Here is a 17,759-nt window from a genome sequence, read left to right as displayed (position 1 = left end):
CCGAGCCAGCGGAGCCGCCGATTGCGATGAGCTTGTGCGTGCCCTAACCTTTCATTCGGGTACGAGACAACCCTCGCGTCGCTCAGGTCAATATGGCGGCCGTCAGGTTCTATTCGGCAGCCGGCGCTTGCAACAATTGCAGCAATCGCTCCTTAAGGTCGTCTACGCTGTAGGGCTTGATTAGATGCGGGCGATCCCGATGTCGTTCCTCAAGCGCCCAGTCGCTATAGCCACTGCAAAAAACGAACGGGATTCCCCGCTCAGCAAGAATATCCGCCACCGGATAGGAGTTACCGCCACGAATGTTGACGTCCAGGATCGCAGCATCGATGGGTGATACGCTAGCAAGCCGCAATGCCATATCGAGACGTGACGCGGGTCCGACAACCTGGGCGCCGAGTTCCAGCAACGTGTCTTCAATCACCAGAACGATGGTCATCTCGTCCTCGACAACCAGCACCTGGCGGCCTTCCGCGATGCGCTGAACAGACATCAGCCTCCCCCACGGTCTGACGAGCGAAGTTCTCCAACTTCCGAGGTGAACGGAAGCCCGATCATACAAACTACACCAGTTTCGTCGAAGCTACGCTCCACTTCTCCATCAAATTCATAGCTCAGGGAGCGGTCGATCACTGTCGTACCGAAGCCCCTTTGCGACGGCGGTCCGGGAACGGATGGCCCGCCTGTTTCCGTCCAGCCCAACTGCAACCGCGGATCGGGCCCGTCCGTCACCATCCATGATACCGCGACTTGGCCTTGGGGTACCGACAACGAGCCATACTTCGCCGCGTTGCTGGCCAGTTCGTGGATCGCCATCGCCACCGACAGGCCAGCCTTGGGGGTAAGTACGATGTCAGGGCCTTCGATCCGAAGGTGACGATCCTCATATGGTCTGAGTTCGGTGCTTATGAGGTCGCGCAGTGTTCCGGAACCGCCTGTGCCACGGTTGGTAAGGAGGCTATGAGCGCGCGTGATCGCAGCTATGCGCCCTGAAATCGTCTTGGCGAACTCTTCGGGGGAAGAGTTCGTCCTCAAGGTTTGGGCGACGATCGAAGATACGATCGCCAGGATGTTCTTTACGCGATGATCCAGCTCGCCTAAAAGCAACGCCGCATGGTCTTCGGCGCGTTTGCGTTCGTCGATTTCCAAGGTGACCGAAATGATGCTACCGGCGCGACCGTCCCTGCCAGCGAGTACGGAGACGCTATCGTGCACCCATACGGCCATTCCGTCTCCTCGTTGAAGGCGGTATTCTGCCTCGAATGGCTTTCCGTCCCGCGTCGCGTTCTCGAAACGTACTTTAATGGCTTCGAGGTCGTCGGGATTGATGAGTTCCTGGCGACGTAGCTGCCGCAGATCCTCAGCGGATCTGCCGGCGATCGTTTCGAATGCGGAATTGGTCAGCAGGAAACGGCCATCGTAGTCTGTTTCCGCGACACCGACAGCAGCCTGATTGACGATCGCCGTGAAACGTCGCTCACTGACGTCTTTCGCCCGCTCGGCCTCCTTACGTGCCGTCACGTCGACAAATGTGATGACGACGCCCTCGATCACCCGCTCAACACTCCGGTATGGCCGGATGCGCATGACGAACGACGCGGCGCGATCATGCAGTTCCAGTTCGCGCTCCATGACTGTGAGTTCACGCAATACTTTCGCGACATCGCGACGAAGGTCGTCATAGGCGAGCAGGCTGACAATGTCCGTCAAAGGCCGACCCCGGTCGTTTTCCCGCAAGCTGAAGATGTCCGCCATTCCTGGCGTAAAGTTCTTGATCCGGAGGTTTTCGTCGAGGAAGATTGTTGCAATCTGCGTGCTGTCCAGCAGGTTCTGCAAATCGCTGTTAAGGATAGAGAGAAGGTCGTTCTTCGCCATCATCTCAGCATTGACCGTTTGCAGTTCCTCGTTGATCGACTGCATTTCTTCCTTCGACGTCTGCAGCTCCTCGTTCGTCGACTGCAGCTCTTCGTTGACCGATTGGTACTCCTCCGCCGAAGACTTCATTTCCTCGTTGGCGGTTTCAAGATCGGCAATCGTCGCCTGCAACTGCGCTCGCGCAGCGCGAAGCTCTTGCTCGGCGGCCTTTCCTTGTGGGCTCAGGGTGCTGTTGTCGTCGTGCGACGGCTCTGTCGCGGCCATGCGCATCTCCTGGAACGCAACGACGTAAAGCCCTTCGCTACCTGTATCCTGAACCCGCTCGACAATGACGCTCAGCATCCGATGCTCCCCCTCAAGGAAGACCGATACGTTGTCAATGACCGCCCCCACTCCCGTCTTCACCACCGACTGCAACGCGGTGCGAACGGTAATCCGCAGGCTTTTCCGCAGGTTGGAAAGGAGGCTCAGGTTTGCGACACCGGCCGACGGTTCCAGATAACGGGCAACTTCTCCGCCCGAGTAGCGCACGATGTTGCTTTGGCGATCGACGACAAGGAACACCGGGGAATGCTTCGCCAATGCCGCGCGGACCGCACGATCGACGCGGTCACCACCCCCGCGGGTCAGATCGCTGGCGAGGCGACTGGCCCTCGCCGGACCCTGCGCTGGAATGGGCATGGTCGGAAATGCCGCATCCCCATCGCGTCTTTGGAAGATGTGGGCTGCTTTGTCTTGCACCGCGAAAAGATTAGGATGTCCACTCACGCCTTCCGACAGGCCGAGGAACAGAAGACCATCGGTATTCAAGGCATAGTGGAATGTCCGCAACACGCGATCCTGCAGCTCGCTGTCCATGTAGATCATAAGGTTACGGCAGGAAATCAGGTCCAGTTTGGAAAACGGCGGATCCTTCGTCACGTTGTGAACGGAGAAGACACACATGCCACGAATCTGGCGATTCGGGCAGAATGCGCCGTCCTCCTCGAAAAACCACCGCTGGAGGCGCTCGGGTGAGATACCCGCCGTGCGCTGGTAGCGGCCAGCTCTCGCGAACTCGATTGCACGATCGTCGATATCGGTACCGAATATCTGGACGTCGAGGTTCGCGCTACGCGCATCCATCAGCTCTCGGATAACGACTGCGAGGCTATAGACCTCCTCTCCCGTCGAACAGGCCGGCACCCAGACCCGCAGCAGCGGCTTTTCTCCGCCACGTTCAAGCATTGCATCGATCGCCGAGGAGACGCCTTGAAAGGCCACGGGGTCGCGGAAGAATTCGGTTACACCGATAAGCAGGTCCCGAAACAGTAACTCCGGCTCGGCAGGATCCTCCCGAAGATGCTCGATATAGGTAGGGACAGTTCCGGTCTGCAAAACCTGCATGCGCCGCTGGATGCGGCGGGTGACGGTCTTTATCTTGTATTTTGCGAAATCGTGCCCGGTTTTCGAACGGAGGACGGCGAGGACGGCCGACAAGTGCTCTGCTGCGTCGATCCGTGTGCCGTCGCCATCTTTGCGGTGGGCAACCAATGCCAAATGATCGCGATACTCAATCAATTTGGCGGGCATCTCCTCGACGCGCATGACGAAGTCTACAAGACCCGTCGCAGCGGCGCTCTGCGGCATCCCGGGCATGGCATGATGGTCAAACTCCGCCTGCGCGATCGTTAGCCCGCCGCTTTCTTTTACGGCCGCTATCCCGGCCGACCCGTCGCTTCCGACCCCCGACAAGACGATTGAAACGGCGTTCTCACACTGATCCTTCGCCAGTGAGGCGAAAAAAGAATCGATAGGTCGTCGGTCGGCTCGCGGGGGCGCGGGTTGGACGACAACGAGCTGGCTGTTATTGATCGTCAAGGTCGCGTCGGGCGGGATCACGTGAACGCGGTTTGGCTCGACGCGCATGCCGTGCCTAGCTTCAACAACGGGGATCGGCGCAACCCGCCCCAGGATCTCGGTCAGCATGCTCTCATGATCTGGAGATAGGTGCTGGACGAGGACGAATGCCATCCCACTATCCGATGGCAAATTTGCAAAGAACGTCGTGAAGGCCTCCAGGCCACCCGCGGAAGCCCCAATGCCGACAATCAGCCCAAGGTGCTGAGATTTTTCTTGGTTTTCCCGCATGCCCATCTAACGATACGCCTCTCGATATGTTCCGGACGCCGGCCTGGCGGACCGTCTCGTCCGATAGGGCAATCCTCGGAAACTATCGTCGGCGTTCGCAAATTGACAGGCAAAAAGCAGCGCCGATCAAGAGACAATGCGCGGTTCGATCAGACGTCATCTTGGTCTGGAAGGTGCTCACACTCCTTGCCTTCCGATAGGCAACCCTCCCCCGAACTCGCCGATCCCAAATCAATCAGTCCCGGGAACATTCGAGGCCTCCGCAGGTTCGTGCGCAGTTCAAACGAGGAGATCATCATGAACCGCCGCACCCTGTTGACATTTGCCACATTTGCAGCAGCCATCCCGGCCTTGCTTTCTTCGACCGTTTTCGCACAGACGGCAAGCGATTCCGGCGAGGCGGAGAAAAAGCATGCCGACGAGGCAAAGAAGTTGGGTTCTCTGTCGCTGGCGACCAGCCGCGTCGCAATGGAGAAGGCCTCTGATCCGATGACGAAGGAATTCGCGAAATGGGAGGTCGCCGAGCAGGAGACGATCGCCGACATCCTGAAGTCCATGGAAATAGGTGACAAGGCAGAAGGCGCCTTGAAGCCGCCATCCGAGGCGGAAGTGGAAGCCATGGTGGATACCGAGGGCAAGGCCTCGCTCGACCAGCTCACAAGCGTGTCCGGAAAGGACTTTGACAAGGTCTTCGTAATGGCTCAGCTGGACGGCCACAAGAAGCTACTGACGATCCACGAGGACTACCTCAAGGTGGGCCAGAACCGCGAGCATCTCAGCGTAACGAAGCTCGCTCGCGGCCAGATCAAAGAACATCTCGACCATCTCGACATGCTGAAATCGAAGGTCGGCTGATTTGAAGGTCCGGTCAATTAACGGCGACGTGATAGCGACGACACCATCTCCATCGAGTTTCCCGACTTACCGCGCTGCGCTAGCGGAGGCGGCTTTTGGCGCGGTTACCACGAAGTTCCTCGGGCTTCGGGAAGCTGGTGAGAAAGCCAAGGTATAGGTTCCCGACAACCGTTCTGGGGCGTGGGGGCCCTCGGTTCAGTTTTGGTGCGCATTCGAACGAAGGGGAGAGGTTGGGAACATTTGTGATCGGCGTTTGTTGGCGGCTCTATCCCCAACAACACGGAGAGCACAAATGTTTTATACTCACGGTAAGCTTCAATTCCCCCGTGCATGTCGAGAGCCCGGACCCGTCGTTCGCGCGCGCTCTGCAGCAGGCGATCGGCGGCGTCGAAGGAGAAATCCGGGTCGCGATGCAATACTTCCTTCCAGGCGTGCGGTGCTCGCGGCGATCCGAAGTTTCGCGATCTGCTGATGAACACCGCCGCCGAAGAGCTCGGCCATATTGAGATGCTGGCGACGGCCGTCGCCCTCAATCTTGAAGGCGTACCGGTGTCAATCAAGGACGAAGTCGCCGCTGATCCCGTGGCAAGTGCCGTGCTTGGCGGTCTCAACATGAAGAACCTGCTTTCGGCTGGTCTTTCTGCAATGCCGGTCGATTCTGACGGCGTGCCGTTCGACATGTCTCACATCTATGCGAGCGGTAATATTGCAGCCGACATGACGACGTCGCTGCCGAGTCCACCGGCCGAGTCCTGGCCGTTCGGCTCTTCAACCTGACCAACGATCCAGGCATGAAGGAAATGCTGTCCTACCTGATCGCTCGGGACACCATGCATCAGAACCAGTGGCTTGCGGCACTCGAGGAACTTGGCGGTCCGGCGGGGGTCTTTCCGATCCCCAACAGCTTTCAGCAGGAACTGCAGGAATTCAGCTACGCCTATCTCGGTTTCCAGGCCGACGGCAGCCCCCCGGTTCCCGGCCGTTGGTCGGAGGGTCCGTCCATCGACGGCAAGGGTACCTATACGACGCAGTCCCTCGAACCGATGGGCGAAAAGCCGGTCCTCGGACCGGCTAAGCCGAACAGCGGTGCACAGACAGAACAGCTTTAACCTTGCGGCGAGCTTCGGCTCGCCCCCTCCAAGAGGCACGCCATGAAAGCACTTCACCTTGGTCTCGCCGTTTGTCTGATCGCGTTGCCCGCCCGGGCCGCAGATGACGCCGGCGCAAAACAGGAATTCGCTCAAAAGGCTTCCGTGTCGAACCTGTTCGAAATCGAAGCTGCCAAGATCGAAATCGCCAACGGCAAGGCGGTCGACGCAAAACAGTTCGCGCAGGACATGCTTCGTGACCACGTCAAGGCGGCACTGCCGCTGGCAGAGGCTGCCAACGACGACGGCGTCACCGTCTCGCAGTCACTTGACGCCGAATATCAGCAGAAGCTGGAGGCCTTGCGAATGAGCGACGCCGTCAACGTCGATCAGGCTTATCTGTCGACGCAGGTGACAGCCCACCAGCAGGCTTACGAATTGTTTCAGGCATATTCAAAAGACGGCCCCGACGGTTCTCTCAAACACGCTGCCTCGAACATGCTGCCTGATCTTCACATGCATCTGACCCGCGTTCAGGGCATAGCAAATAAGTGAGCAATGGCTAATGGGCCCTCGTCATCTCAACCACATTGCCAGCAGAGATCGCCCCCCGCGAACACCGAGCGCCAGCCCAGCTTTGGTTTCGCTCCGAAGGTACCCGGAGGCGAGAATGAATAACACGCCTCCCAAGCCGATCCAGCAATATGGTGCGTTGTGCTTTCGGCCTACGATACAAGGGCCCGAAGTCTTGCTCATCACCACGCGCGAAACGAAACGCTGGATGATCCCGAAGGGTTGGCCAATCGTCGGCCTTAAGCCCCGAAAAGTCGCCGAGCTGGAAGCTTGGGAGGAAGCAGGTATCATCGGGAGGGCGTATAGGAAGCCGTTTGGCGACTTTGCCTATGACAAGCGCATGGCTGACGGTAGCGAGGTCAGACCGGTCGTTGCCGTTTTCTTACTCGAAGTCGTGCGGCAGCGAAAACGTTTCCCCGAAATGACAGAACGCCCGGCGGCATGGTTGAGCCCCGACGACGCCGCTCACCGCGTTGCGGAGGCCGGCCTCGAACGCCTGATATTGAGATTTGGGCACTTCATCGAGCGGCTGTGAATCAGAGACTGTTGATAAGAGCGGAAGCAAAAGTATGGGAACTTTCGGATAGGCCGTGGCTCCGCGACCGGGCGAACATCGTGCCTGCAGGGGCGGACCGTCGACACAGGTACAAGCAGACGCCGGTGGTCAGCGCGTGAATGCGGGCGACCTCGACCCGCTTGAGCACATGAGCCAGGCTCCTTTTTGGATGCCTGGATGCCGTTGGTGATAACGGGTCGCCGTCGTGCCAGCTCGTTTCCGAAACCACGATCGGGTTGCGGTAACGACGCCATGCCGGAAGCAGGACTTTCGCATGAAAGGTTCGGGCGTGCTGTTGCCAAGCAGCCGATTCAATGAATGAGACCGCAATCGCAATCGGGATGAAGGAACAATGTACAGACCGGCTGGTTGGCGACTGAGGCCAATCACGGACCTCATGGAGGAAACACAATGGCCAATCAAGGCGGCTCATCCGATCAGCACTCGAAAGCAGGATCCCAGAGCCATAAAGGTTCCGGTTCGGATTCCAAGAGCGAATCCGGCGGCACGCGTGGCGGTTCGCATGAGCAGCACGTAAAGGCCGGCGAGCAGAGCCACAAGAACACCAAGTAAGCACCTCGAAGTAAAAGGAGGCCTGCTTGATGCAGGCCTTTCTTGCTGCGGATTTTTCACATTGATCGGCTGTCTAAGGATCGCACTTCATTTCGCAGACGGCATCACACTTAGGAAAGCGGCACTATGACCACTATCAAGGAAAAGCAATCTGCTCCAATTTCTCCTCCGGACACCCGACAGGGTGCGCTTGGCAAGCCAGTGCTCATCGTTCTTGTGTCTGCCCTGATACTAGCTGCGGTTGGATGGATCGGCGTGGAATTTTGGGGTGAGCATATCGACCCGGACAAGTCCGCAACCTCTGCTCCTGCGCCCGGGCCTTCGACGAATTCCGGCGCCCAGCCAGCAGGAACAGCGTCAGGCGGGCAAACGCCGCAGGCGACTACGATCGATAAAAGCGAAAACAATCAGCTCGGTATCACGAGTACCCCCGCCCAGCCGAGCCGGGACGGCGTTCAGAACTAGCTGATGTGATGTCGGCCGCCTGCATGTGCGGACGCTGGTGAGGAAGATGGGCATTGAGGCGATCTATCGTCGGCCGAACACCTCGAAGCCTGCGCCGGGCCAGAGGGTCTAGCAACGAGACCCTGAATATCTATTGGAGCCCATAGCTGCCAACGGTGATCCGCGCTGGGGCAACGCACCGAGCCATGGCACGGTCGTCGTCCCAGCGAGAACTTTTGGCGACGCGAGAATACTGGCCGCAGCTTGCGAGCTCGATTTCACGGAAGTGAATGCTGCCCCGGCCGAGGATGTCACGACGTCCAATGCCTGCGCTTTTAGAGACGACAACCTCTACACGGTCATCGGCGGAGCCGATCTGAAACGTGGGCTTATCGACGGCAATATATCGGTCGATACGATCCGCCCGACTCAAGGCTAGTGGGTACAGCGGTTGCTCCGCCCTTCTTGATTGAAGACCCGGAACGATCAGCGTCTGCCGAAGTTCGCCTCATGTACCCCAGAAATGTTCTGGGATGTTTAAGGAGGAATCTATGCCGACCTTCGGTCCAATCAACACCACCGACGTAAGACCGACCATGCCGTTGAAGTCTAGTAAGCCCGCACCGCCAAACGTGATACGTAACGCGCAAGTGATGCCGCCGCACCAGGTGGACCTGACCCTTGCTCCGACCACGTTGGAGCAGATTAGAGCGCCGTCGGACATCATTAATCACAAAGGGCATTAACCCGCACACATACAGATCTCTGCCCAAAACGGGGCGACGTCAGGAGGGATCTGGCAAACCTCACGTAATGACAACGCCTGAAGAGCGCGCTGTGGGCTTTACCGGCCTTGGTTAGGAAGCCGAAGCCGATGGCAGTGTTGCAGGAGATCATCGACGGCTTGTCTTTGACCTGCTGCGCCTGTTCAATTGCGGCGTGGATGGCATCGGTGTTTGCCCGTCGATCTCCTGTACGTGCCACATATCAAGTGAGCATTCATCAGTTCGGATCGCCCGATAGCGATTGAGTAAAATGGGATTTAAGCGCTATCGCAGCCTCATCGGCAGCGTGGCTGTTCCCGCCGCAAGCTCGAATGAGTTCAAGCGCTGTTTTTAGCGTCAGACCGTGGACATCAGCGAAATATCTTACATGCGTGGTGCATTCGGCATCGATTGTATCGGTGTAGGGTCGATCGGCGCTATGCATCGGCGCACCCGGGGAGAGGCAGCGAATTACTCCGCTGCCTCTTTGTTCGAGTTAGGGGCAATTCGTAGTCGTAGCCGGGTTTGCTGCCTTATCCTGCGACATCCCATTGGTGTTTTTGCCGGTGGCTTGACCATTGCAGTCGCTAGCTTTGCCATTGTCGTTGCTGCCGGCGGTGCTACTGCCACTGCCGCTGCCGTTGTTGGAATTGCTGCCGCCGTTGGCAGAGCCTGATCCGTTATTTCCGTTGCCGTTATCCGAACCGGAACCCGAGCTCGTACCAGAACTGCCAGACGAACCGGAATTCGAGCCGGAGCCGCTGCCGCTGTTGCCTGAACTTTGAGCCATGGCGGAAGTGGCGAGGGCGATGGAAAGGGCGGAAACTGCGAGAATTTTCGTAAGCATGTGCTTCTCCTGCGTTAAGGGTACGGCAATGCAACCAGCGGAAACCTTCGCAGTTCCAGAAATTGTTTTTCCCCAGGATGGAAACATTGAAGAGCTTAGGAAGTTTCTTTGTGGTGTACCCCGAACGGCCTTCGAATACGCCGTTTCTTCGTGATGGTCGCACATTAGCGAAATCGTCCCCGACAAATTGCGCTTTTCTGCACCCCCCGAATAGCCGCAGCCAATGGTTCAAAGACAGCCCTCCCCGATGGCGTGGCCTCTGCCGTCAAAAGACCATTTGCACAAAGTCGATCGTTGTCCCAACCGGGATGGTTGACAATCGGGTAGAGACATAAGCCTTCGAGGGGTACGCCAAATCGCATCGCCTGCGCTGCTTCGCTTGCAATATATTCGAACCAGGAAGCCCGTCGCTCGTCTTCTGTACCTGTTTCGGCGATAAGGATCGGCTTGCCGTATCGGGCGAAGGTTTCGATTAAAATCGTGCTGAATGGCTTATAGAGCCGATGACCAATATCGATGGGCGGACCTCCATGAAGCCACTGATTGTTGGAGTAATAATTTACGCCGACGATATCGAGATAGCGCTCGTTCCCTCCAATCTGCGGCCAAATCCTCCCCGCAATCAAGTCCCAGGCCTGGAACTGCGATTGGAAGTGCCCTGCGGCGGCAGATGCGTCTTGAGGACTTAGCGGATTGGCAACAACATTGATGACCGGCTCGCAATGAATGAAACGTGCGCGCGCGTCTATTGAAAGAATGGCGTCCATCGCGGCGAGGGCGGCGCGGGCGAGCTGCACCTTCAACTCGAAGCCCCGGCCCTTGGCAAAGGGGTTCAAATACCCCGCATCACCTCCACTCCACGAGAAGAAAGAGATCTCATTGATAGGGCAATAAAATGGAATCTCGTCGCATTCCTCCTGCACGACCTTAGCACAGGCACCGGCAAATCGTGCGAAGCGATGGACAAAACATGGCGACCAGATGTCTAGATCGTCGGGCAAACCATAGTGCAGCAGATCCCACACGACTTGTGTCTTTGTCTCAGAAGCTGCCCGGATCATCGGCCGAATGCTGGACCAATCATATTCGCCGGATTTCTCGATCAGGTGCCACCTGACACCATCGCGCACGGTGCGGATTCCGAAGTCCTGTAGTTGACGGTAATCTTCCTCAGCGCGACGATCGTGGCCGACTGCGGCAATCATGTCGAGACGCCGGCCGTGGATCTCGCCTTCCTGTGGCCGAAGGCGATGGCTGGAGCATTCGAAACCGCCCTGTAGAAACGACTTGAACAGACCAGTCGATTCAGCTGACTGGCGTTGGCAATTTACATCTGTCAGAAGCCGCTCCCATTGCGGCAAAACAGCATCGACGGCATAGGCTGTCTCTACCTTCCGCCGGAGCGCGGTGCCAAGCGCGTATCGACGGTCGGGGCTCTCGATGAGCGCGATCACCTGCTGAGCAACGGCAGCAGGATTTCGATGCGGCACAAACAGACCGGATATCTCGTCGTCGATCTGCTGCAGTGTGCCATTGTCTGGCGTTGCAATCACGGGGAGAGCAGCAGCGCCGGCTTCCGCAATAACATGCGGCATGCCTTCGCCGGCAGAAAGCCAGACAAAGATGTCGAATGCGGCCAGAAGGGCTGGGACATCGTTGCGATCACCGAGGAATTGAAGCGCGCCGTCGAGCCTGTGCCGGTCGGCCAAACCTTTAAGCTGTACCGCATAATCCGGCACAAAGGCGTCTGCTCCGCCCACTATTACGAAGCGCGCGTGCTTCGCGGTGGTACGCACGAGTGCAGCCGCTTCAATGAAATCTTCGACGTTCTTCTTGGGGTCGAGCCGTCCTGCCCAACCGATCAGGATCTCGTCTTTCGCGATGCCAAGAGCTAGGCGGGCCGGCTCCCGCCGTGCCGGGTCGAATGCTGAAAGATCGACCATTGAGGGAATCTCAAGAGCACAATGTTCGCGTCCGGGCATCCGAGATGCCGCGGCATCTCGGATGGAACGGCATACGCCAACGTAGCGCGTGGTCAAATGCTTGGGGCCGGCTAGTGCCTCCGAAACCAGGCCGCCATGCTCTATGAGGGGCGGACGAAGATAGAGGCGCTCCAACGCGGGATAGATATCGGCGACGTTCTGGCAGGAGATCACCACGTCATAGCTCGGAATTTTCTCGGCGAGATAGGCGACCGTATCCTCAAATGATAAGTCGTAGGGTGTTGTATCGACAGCGATCCCAATCGAGCGGAGTTGCTGATGCGTCTGCTCCGGCATGCCAGGCCTTCGAAGACACGCCACAACGTCGAGACTAAAGCGCCGCCGATCGAGGTTCTCGGCAAGCAGCCGTACCTCGGTTTCTTCGCCTCCGACGACCAGCCAGGCGAAAACGAAGAGGATACGGATGGGTCTTGGTTCGACGGTCATTCGCCAACCTTGAATACGACCTGCAGGAAGTCCGGTCGGTTCTCCACAAGATCGTTAAGAAAGGATGGCGCGTCATCGATAGGCACAACGTGGGTGATCATATGCTCCCGGATTGTTGCCCCTTCCGTGGCAAGGAGATCGATGGTCGCCCTTGCGAGCCGGCGACGATCCCAAAGTGGTGCAAGCCATCGGGGAAGACGGTTGATTTGGGCGCAACGGATGTTCAGGCCATTATGGTGAAATTCTTCACCAAGCCGCAAGGCATGTGCTCCGTCCTGGTAGAAGGCGAGGTCGATCACCGTCCCCTGCGGCCGCAATGCCTTTAGCGCTGTGTGAAGGCTACCCGAGTGAGCCCGGGTCTGAAACGCAAGGTCAGCCCCCCGTGCCGTCGCACCGTCGTGCCAGCGCGCTTTTGCATGTTGCCATGCCTGATCCTCTGTCATCGCGGTCAACCCCATCGCTTCCGCCTTGCCGCGGCGAAACGCGGACGGGTCGGTTATTACGACGTCAGATGCACCGAGCGATCGGGCAAAGAGTGCGGTCATCAGGCCCACGGTTCCGGCGCCAAGTACGAGCACCGGCCGTCCGGCTATGCCCGCGCCGAGTGCAGGCACGTTTGCCGCGAACGCCTCCGCATCGGCGTGGAGGATGCCGTTGGCGGCGATTGGCCCCATCTGAGCGACAAAAATACCGAGCATGGGATCAAGCCCCGCGGGCATAGGGACAAGCAAATCGTGCATAGCATCCGCCGTATGGCCTGTCTTATGTGCGTAGCTCGCGGCGAGCACTGCACCATTGGAGAAACCCTCCGCGCGGGACTCGGAAATACGCGCAACCTCCATATAGCCAAGGAATGGAACGGGATAGCTAAGGTCGGACTCGTTATCGATGAAGGCCTCGAGCCGCCTGTCGAAGCGCGAGCGGAAATACGGATTGGTGTTCTTCAAAAATGTAAGCTCGGTGCCGGCCGACAGGCCGGTATACAGCGTATCTAGCCGGACGTGACCCTCTGCCGGTGGCCCTTCCTCGTACTCGAAGAAATACGCCCGACCCGGCGCCTCGATACCCAGGGAACGGATCATACGATGGCCCCGCGGCCTCTCAGTCTTCGCTGGCGGTCTCGGCTGTGCACGAAGGGGTGAGGGTGGAGTGCGCCTGAGGGTGGGCACGTCGAGCCGCATTGGCGCGCCGCTACGCGCGGAAGATATTACAGCCAACGCGAGCCGGTGCGTGGTGAGGGCGTCTCCATAGGGGCATCGGATGTGATTTTCGCCCCCGCGGACGGCATCGATAAAATCGCGATCTTCGCGCCACACCGGATCTCCGTCCGCCGCCCGCACGGGGCGTCCCCTTCCGACGTCTACCATGATATCGCGGTCGGTCAGCTCGATCGCCAGCCGATCGGCGAAAATGTGGAGCCCGACGCGGTGGCTCCAACCCAGAAGGCAGGTCGACGCAATGTTCGCAACCACGCCGGTTTCAAAAGTCAGGCTTGCTGTGGTAACCGTAGGTACGTCCAAGCCGGGAAACTCCGGCCTCTCGGCGTAACCGGTGCGGCCGTAGACCTCCGTGATTTCTCCAATCAGGAACCGGGCAAGATCGAGCAGATGCGTGGTCTGCTCCACCATCTGTCCGCCGGATTTGTCCTCCCTCCACCACCATAGAGGTGGGGGCGTCGAGTCTAGCCAGTATCCTGATAGGAGTTGTGCGGGATTGTCTGCCAACAGGCTCCGCGCCTCATCGACAATATCGAGATAGCGCCAATGATATCCGACCGCTGTGACGAGATTTGCCTTGGATACGCAGCCTGCAATCTCTTCCGCCAGCGATAGGTCCAGCGTGACTGGCTTTTCAACGAAGAACGGAATGCGCCGCCGGATGAGATCACGTTCGGGCTCGCCATGGGCGAAAGGTGGAATGCAAATATAGACGGCATCAAGACGTTGAGTCTCGAGCATTTCGCCGTGATGACCGAACGACCTGGCCCCGAAGCGCATTGCAGCCTCGTCTGCCCGGCCGAGATCGGGGTCAGCGAAAGCCACAAGTTCGACATCGTCGAACCTGGCCAGAATATCGAGGTGGCGATGAGCAATACCTCCGACACCGATGAAGCCCAGCCGAGTTCTTTCCATGGGAATTTCCTTTTGCACTTTTGCAGCCGGCCGGATAAGACTTCGCTCGTAGACGGCTCCGGTCTCCCCCGCCATTCGATCGACGGAAAATTCGCGCTCAAAACGTTCAAAGCCCGCCTTGCCGATGTCCCTCAGGCGGCGTGGATCTGCGAGGGCCTGTTTGATGACAGCAGCGATCGACGACTCGCTGCCGGGCGCGGCGAAATAGGGATGATCCTCCCCCAATGCTTCCAGGGTACCACCAATCTGTGTTGCCACGACCGGAACAGCAAGCGACATTGCTTCCAGAACCGCAAGCGGAAGGCCTTCGAAGCGCGAAGGGAGAACGAAGAGATCGGCGATCGCCAGAAGCTCGGCGACATCGGTTCTATGCCCTAAGAATCGAATGCGGCCAATCAGGTCCAACTCCGCCGCCAAGGAGCGGACACGCTCCTCCTCGGGACCCGATCCGACAAAAAGCAAAACCACAGAGGGATAGGCTTCCAGAATATCCGGCAGGCTGCGGACCAACGAGGCGTGGTCTTTCTGTTCGGCGAAACGCGCGACCGTCAGCAAGACAGTTTTCTCTGCCAGATCGAGTTCCTGCTTCAGAGCCCAGACAGGTCCCGTAGGCAATAGGGGGAAGATGCCATTTCGCACGACCGTCATGCGCGACGGTGCCTCCCGCCCCTCACAGAAGCTCTGCCGTGAATCCTCCGAAACGACAATTAGGTGTGCTAGTCTCGCGGTCTCGCGCCGATAATGCTCGATTTGCTCCGGGTCGGTCAGAAGATAGGGAAGATGTTCAGTGCGGATGATCGGTATCTCTCGATCATCCGCAGCAGCGGCCAGTCCGTGTCCTTCCCATCCGATTCCGGCATGGATGTGCAAGATATCGACGTCTGCTCTGAACAGCCAATCCCGAAATGCGCCCGTGTCTTCGCTTAACTTTATCCCTAATCCACGGCGCGCGGCGCGCGTTAGCAAGCCCGTTCGATCGGCGGCGATTAGCGCGATCGTGACATCCCAGCGTTCGCTAAGTGCCCGGCCAAGAGCAAGCATATGCTCTCCCATTCCGGAGGGATCGATGCTGTCGGTTGCCAGAACGACACGGCGCTTTCTAGCCATCTTGCACGCCGACGCGCGTTTTGCTGTCCGCATGGGATTTGCGTAGCCGGCGGTAGGCCGCCAACGCTTGGCCGACCACCTGATCCATGTTGTAATATTTGTAAGTGCCGAGGCGTCCGACAAATGTGACGTCATCCTGCGCGCGCGCCAGCAGTTCATACTGCTTGTAGATTGCCTGGTTCTCCGGACGTGGAATCGGATAGTAGGGATCGCCCTTTGCACGCGCATACTCATAACTGATGCTCGTCTTCGGATGAACTTGGCCGGTCAGATGCTTGTATTCCGTCACGCGGGTGTAGGGCACATCCTCGGACGGATAATTGATGACGCCTACCGGAAACAGCAGCTGGGCATTGTGGGTCTCGTGTTCAAATTCGAGGCTGCGATAGGGAAGACGCCCGAAGCAATAGTCGAAGTACTCGTCGATAGGACCTGTGAAGATTGTATGATTTGCCAGCCTTTGGCGCCTTAGATCGGCAAAATCCGTACCGGTCATAACCGTGATGTTTTCATGATTCAACATCTGTTCGAACATGCGCGTGTATCCGCTAAGCGGCATGGCCTGAGTGCTGTCGAGGAAATACCGGTCGTCCGTATTTGTGCGGGCAGGAACCCGCGCCGTCACCGATCGATCGAGTTCTGATGGATCCAGCCCCCATTGCTTGCGGGTGTAACCTTCGAAGAACGTGCGGTATAGCTCAGCGCCCACTTGCGATATTACAACATCGCGCGATGTGGTCACCCTGTCAGAGTGCTCAGCCCGGTCGGCCAGGAAACGTGCCGCAGCCGCTTCGTTTGTCAGATCGAGATGGTAGAGGGTATTCAGCGTCGTGCGATTGATCGGGATGGGAAGGCGGAGATCGCCGACCTGGGCCAGCACCCTGTGCTCGTATGGCCGCCATGACGTAAATCGCGAGAGATAGGCGAAGACATCGTCGCTATTGGTATGGAAAATATGTGGGCCATATTTATGGACCAGGATACCAGCCTCGTCGTAATGGTCGTACGCATTGCCGCCAATGTGAGGCCGCTTGTCGCAGATAAGGACCCTCTTGCCCCAATCTGCAGCGAGCCGCTCGGCACAGACCGATCCTGCAAACCCGGCTCCAACGATCAGGTAATCGTAGGTATCCGGGGGCGACCCTGCAGCGTTGAGCGAGCAAAACCTTTCGGGTATCGCGGAGCAGACACTTTTTTGCGAAGCCGCCTGTTCGACGAGCGCAGACATTCTGCGGAAGGTGGTGTCCCAGGACGATCGCGTCAGAATTTCGTCCACTAATTCCAGCCACGTTTGATCGGAACGGGACATCGCAATAGCAGCATCACAAGCGGCGGCAAAGGCATCAGTACCATCAACGAGGAAAACCCCGGGCAGGTCGCTGTATTCCCGCACGACATCGACGATTTTTGTTCCAACGACTGAACGACCAGCGGCAAGGTATTCTGGAGTCTTAGTCGGGCTGATGAAGCGTGTGGCATCATTCAGCGCGAACGGCATCAGCGCAGCTTGCCAGCCCGATAGGTAGGCGGGGAGATCCTGATAGGCCTTCTGGCCCAGATAGTGGATGTTAGCAGCTTGCGGCAAATCTTCTGGCGAGATCTTTGCGATCGGCCCAAGGAAAATGAAGGAAAGGTCCGGACGAGCCGCGGCGACGCCGCGGATAAGATCGAGATCGAGCCGTTCGTCAATCACTCCATAATAGCCGAGCCGAGGGTGGGGTATGCTTACCTGATCGGCCGGTTCCGGCAAAGGGGTGCGTGCCGCGCGGAAGTGATGTGTATCCACGCCAGATGGAAAGGGGTGGATATTGTGATGGTGGTCACGCTTTGCCTCATACAGACTGACCCCACCGGTAAAGACGACATCGGCGCAGGCCATCAAGGCCTGCTCGGAAGCCTTGAGATTGGCGCGCGCGTATCTGAAATTCGCCAGTTCATCCATACAGTCATAGACAACCGCCGCGGCATCGACATGTCGGGCGAAGGCAAACATAAGCGGGGTGTAAAACCAAAGAATTGGACGTTTGCCGCCCAGCAGCTTAAGCATCTCATCCAGCAGCCCGCGAAGCGCCACCTCTTGTTCAACCTCGTTCCACCAATCCGGAATCCGCGGACGAACCGCCCTGACCGTCGTCCCCTGAAACGGATGAATTTCCAGATAAGCGAGATGATGGTCGGTCGGAATGAACTCCTCGAAATAAAAGACCTGGCGATCTCGCGAGAATCGCTCCATCAGATGCTGCGGCCTCTGAAACACAAAATCCCATCTGAGATGCGAAAAGCAAATGAGCGGCGCATCGTCCGGCAAGCCGTTTTCGGAAAATTGTGGGGCGGAATTCAGCAGGTTCATCAAGCACCTCGCGATCAGACCACCACGAACCTCGGA

The 17,759-nt window shown here is 58.1% G+C and carries 11 protein-coding genes and 3 pseudogenes; 7 read left to right on the top strand and 7 right to left on the bottom strand.

The annotated features are described in order from the left end of the window. Nucleotides 1-109: 109 nt before the first annotated feature. Together DTW90_RS33030 and DTW90_RS33025 are read right to left on the bottom strand one after the other, a co-directional pair. The gene (locus DTW90_RS33030) at nucleotides 110-493 is read right to left on the bottom strand and encodes a response regulator (RefSeq protein WP_149343972.1); all 384 of its coding nucleotides are present in this window, start codon (nucleotides 491-493) and stop codon (nucleotides 110-112) included. Then, entirely contained in the window at nucleotides 493-4,011 is a 3,519-nt protein-coding gene (locus DTW90_RS33025; RefSeq protein ID WP_149343971.1) for a chemotaxis protein CheB, read from the bottom strand. Before DTW90_RS33025 ends, DTW90_RS33030 begins: the two co-directional genes overlap by 1 nt. A 291-nt stretch (nucleotides 4,012-4,302) precedes the next feature. Between DTW90_RS33025 and DTW90_RS33020 the strand changes: the two genes are divergently transcribed. The 7 genes and pseudogenes from DTW90_RS33020 to DTW90_RS32995 all read left to right on the top strand — a co-directional run. After that, complete coding sequence (locus tag DTW90_RS33020) at nucleotides 4,303-4,860, top strand: DUF4142 domain-containing protein (RefSeq protein WP_149343969.1); 558 nt, start codon at nucleotides 4,303-4,305, stop codon at nucleotides 4,858-4,860. Nucleotides 4,861-5,152: 292 nt separating this feature from the next. Beyond that, nucleotides 5,153-5,969 (top strand): annotated as a pseudogene (locus DTW90_RS33015) (manganese catalase family protein). A gap of 42 nt (nucleotides 5,970-6,011) precedes the next feature. Further along, the gene (locus DTW90_RS33010; protein ID WP_149343967.1) at nucleotides 6,012-6,503 is read left to right on the top strand and encodes a DUF4142 domain-containing protein; all 492 of its coding nucleotides are present in this window, start codon (nucleotides 6,012-6,014) and stop codon (nucleotides 6,501-6,503) included. 115 nt (nucleotides 6,504-6,618) lie between these two features. Continuing rightward, the gene (locus DTW90_RS33005) at nucleotides 6,619-7,056 is read left to right on the top strand and encodes an NUDIX hydrolase (RefSeq protein WP_149343965.1); all 438 of its coding nucleotides are present in this window, start codon (nucleotides 6,619-6,621) and stop codon (nucleotides 7,054-7,056) included. Between the two features lie 432 nt (nucleotides 7,057-7,488). Further along, a complete protein-coding gene (locus tag DTW90_RS37410) occupies nucleotides 7,489-7,650 on the top strand; it encodes a hypothetical protein (RefSeq protein WP_188080133.1) in 162 nt (53 codons plus the stop codon). A gap of 126 nt (nucleotides 7,651-7,776) precedes the next feature. Further along, on the top strand, nucleotides 7,777-8,115 hold the full coding sequence (locus DTW90_RS33000) for a hypothetical protein (protein ID WP_149343963.1): 339 nt from the start codon (nucleotides 7,777-7,779) through the stop codon (nucleotides 8,113-8,115). A 127-nt stretch (nucleotides 8,116-8,242) separates the two neighbouring features. Further along, a pseudogene (locus DTW90_RS32995) lies at nucleotides 8,243-8,533 on the top strand (hypothetical protein); the annotation flags it as partial. A 395-nt stretch (nucleotides 8,534-8,928) separates the two neighbouring features. On the opposite strand, the pseudogene DTW90_RS37885 reads toward DTW90_RS32995, so the two are convergent. The 5 genes and pseudogenes from DTW90_RS37885 to glf form a co-directional block, all read right to left on the bottom strand. Beyond that, a pseudogene (locus DTW90_RS37885) lies at nucleotides 8,929-9,077 on the bottom strand (hypothetical protein); the annotation flags it as partial. Between the two features lie 277 nt (nucleotides 9,078-9,354). After that, nucleotides 9,355-9,870: a hypothetical protein gene (locus DTW90_RS32980; RefSeq protein ID WP_188080131.1), complete on the bottom strand. Its 516-nt coding sequence runs from the start codon at nucleotides 9,868-9,870 to the stop codon at nucleotides 9,355-9,357. Next, nucleotides 9,870-12,134, bottom strand: coding sequence for a glycosyltransferase family 4 protein (locus DTW90_RS32975; protein WP_149343957.1), 2,265 nt, complete (start codon nucleotides 12,132-12,134; stop codon nucleotides 9,870-9,872). The genes DTW90_RS32980 and DTW90_RS32975 overlap by 1 nt, the downstream gene beginning before the upstream one ends. Further along, a complete protein-coding gene (locus DTW90_RS32970; protein ID WP_149343955.1) occupies nucleotides 12,131-15,373 on the bottom strand; it encodes a glycosyltransferase in 3,243 nt (1,080 codons plus the stop codon). Before DTW90_RS32970 ends, DTW90_RS32975 begins: the two co-directional genes overlap by 4 nt. After that, nucleotides 15,366-17,723: a UDP-galactopyranose mutase gene (gene glf, locus DTW90_RS32965; protein ID WP_149343953.1), complete on the bottom strand. Its 2,358-nt coding sequence runs from the start codon at nucleotides 17,721-17,723 to the stop codon at nucleotides 15,366-15,368. Before glf ends, DTW90_RS32970 begins: the two co-directional genes overlap by 8 nt. Between the last annotated feature and the right edge of the window lie 36 nt (nucleotides 17,724-17,759).

Source organism: Neorhizobium sp. P12A (genome assembly GCF_008365395.1).
Classification (GTDB): Bacteria; Pseudomonadota; Alphaproteobacteria; order Rhizobiales; family Rhizobiaceae; genus Rhizobium.
The sequence above is the reverse complement of the archived record's forward strand: the minus strand, read 5'-3'. Positions and strand labels throughout refer to the sequence as shown.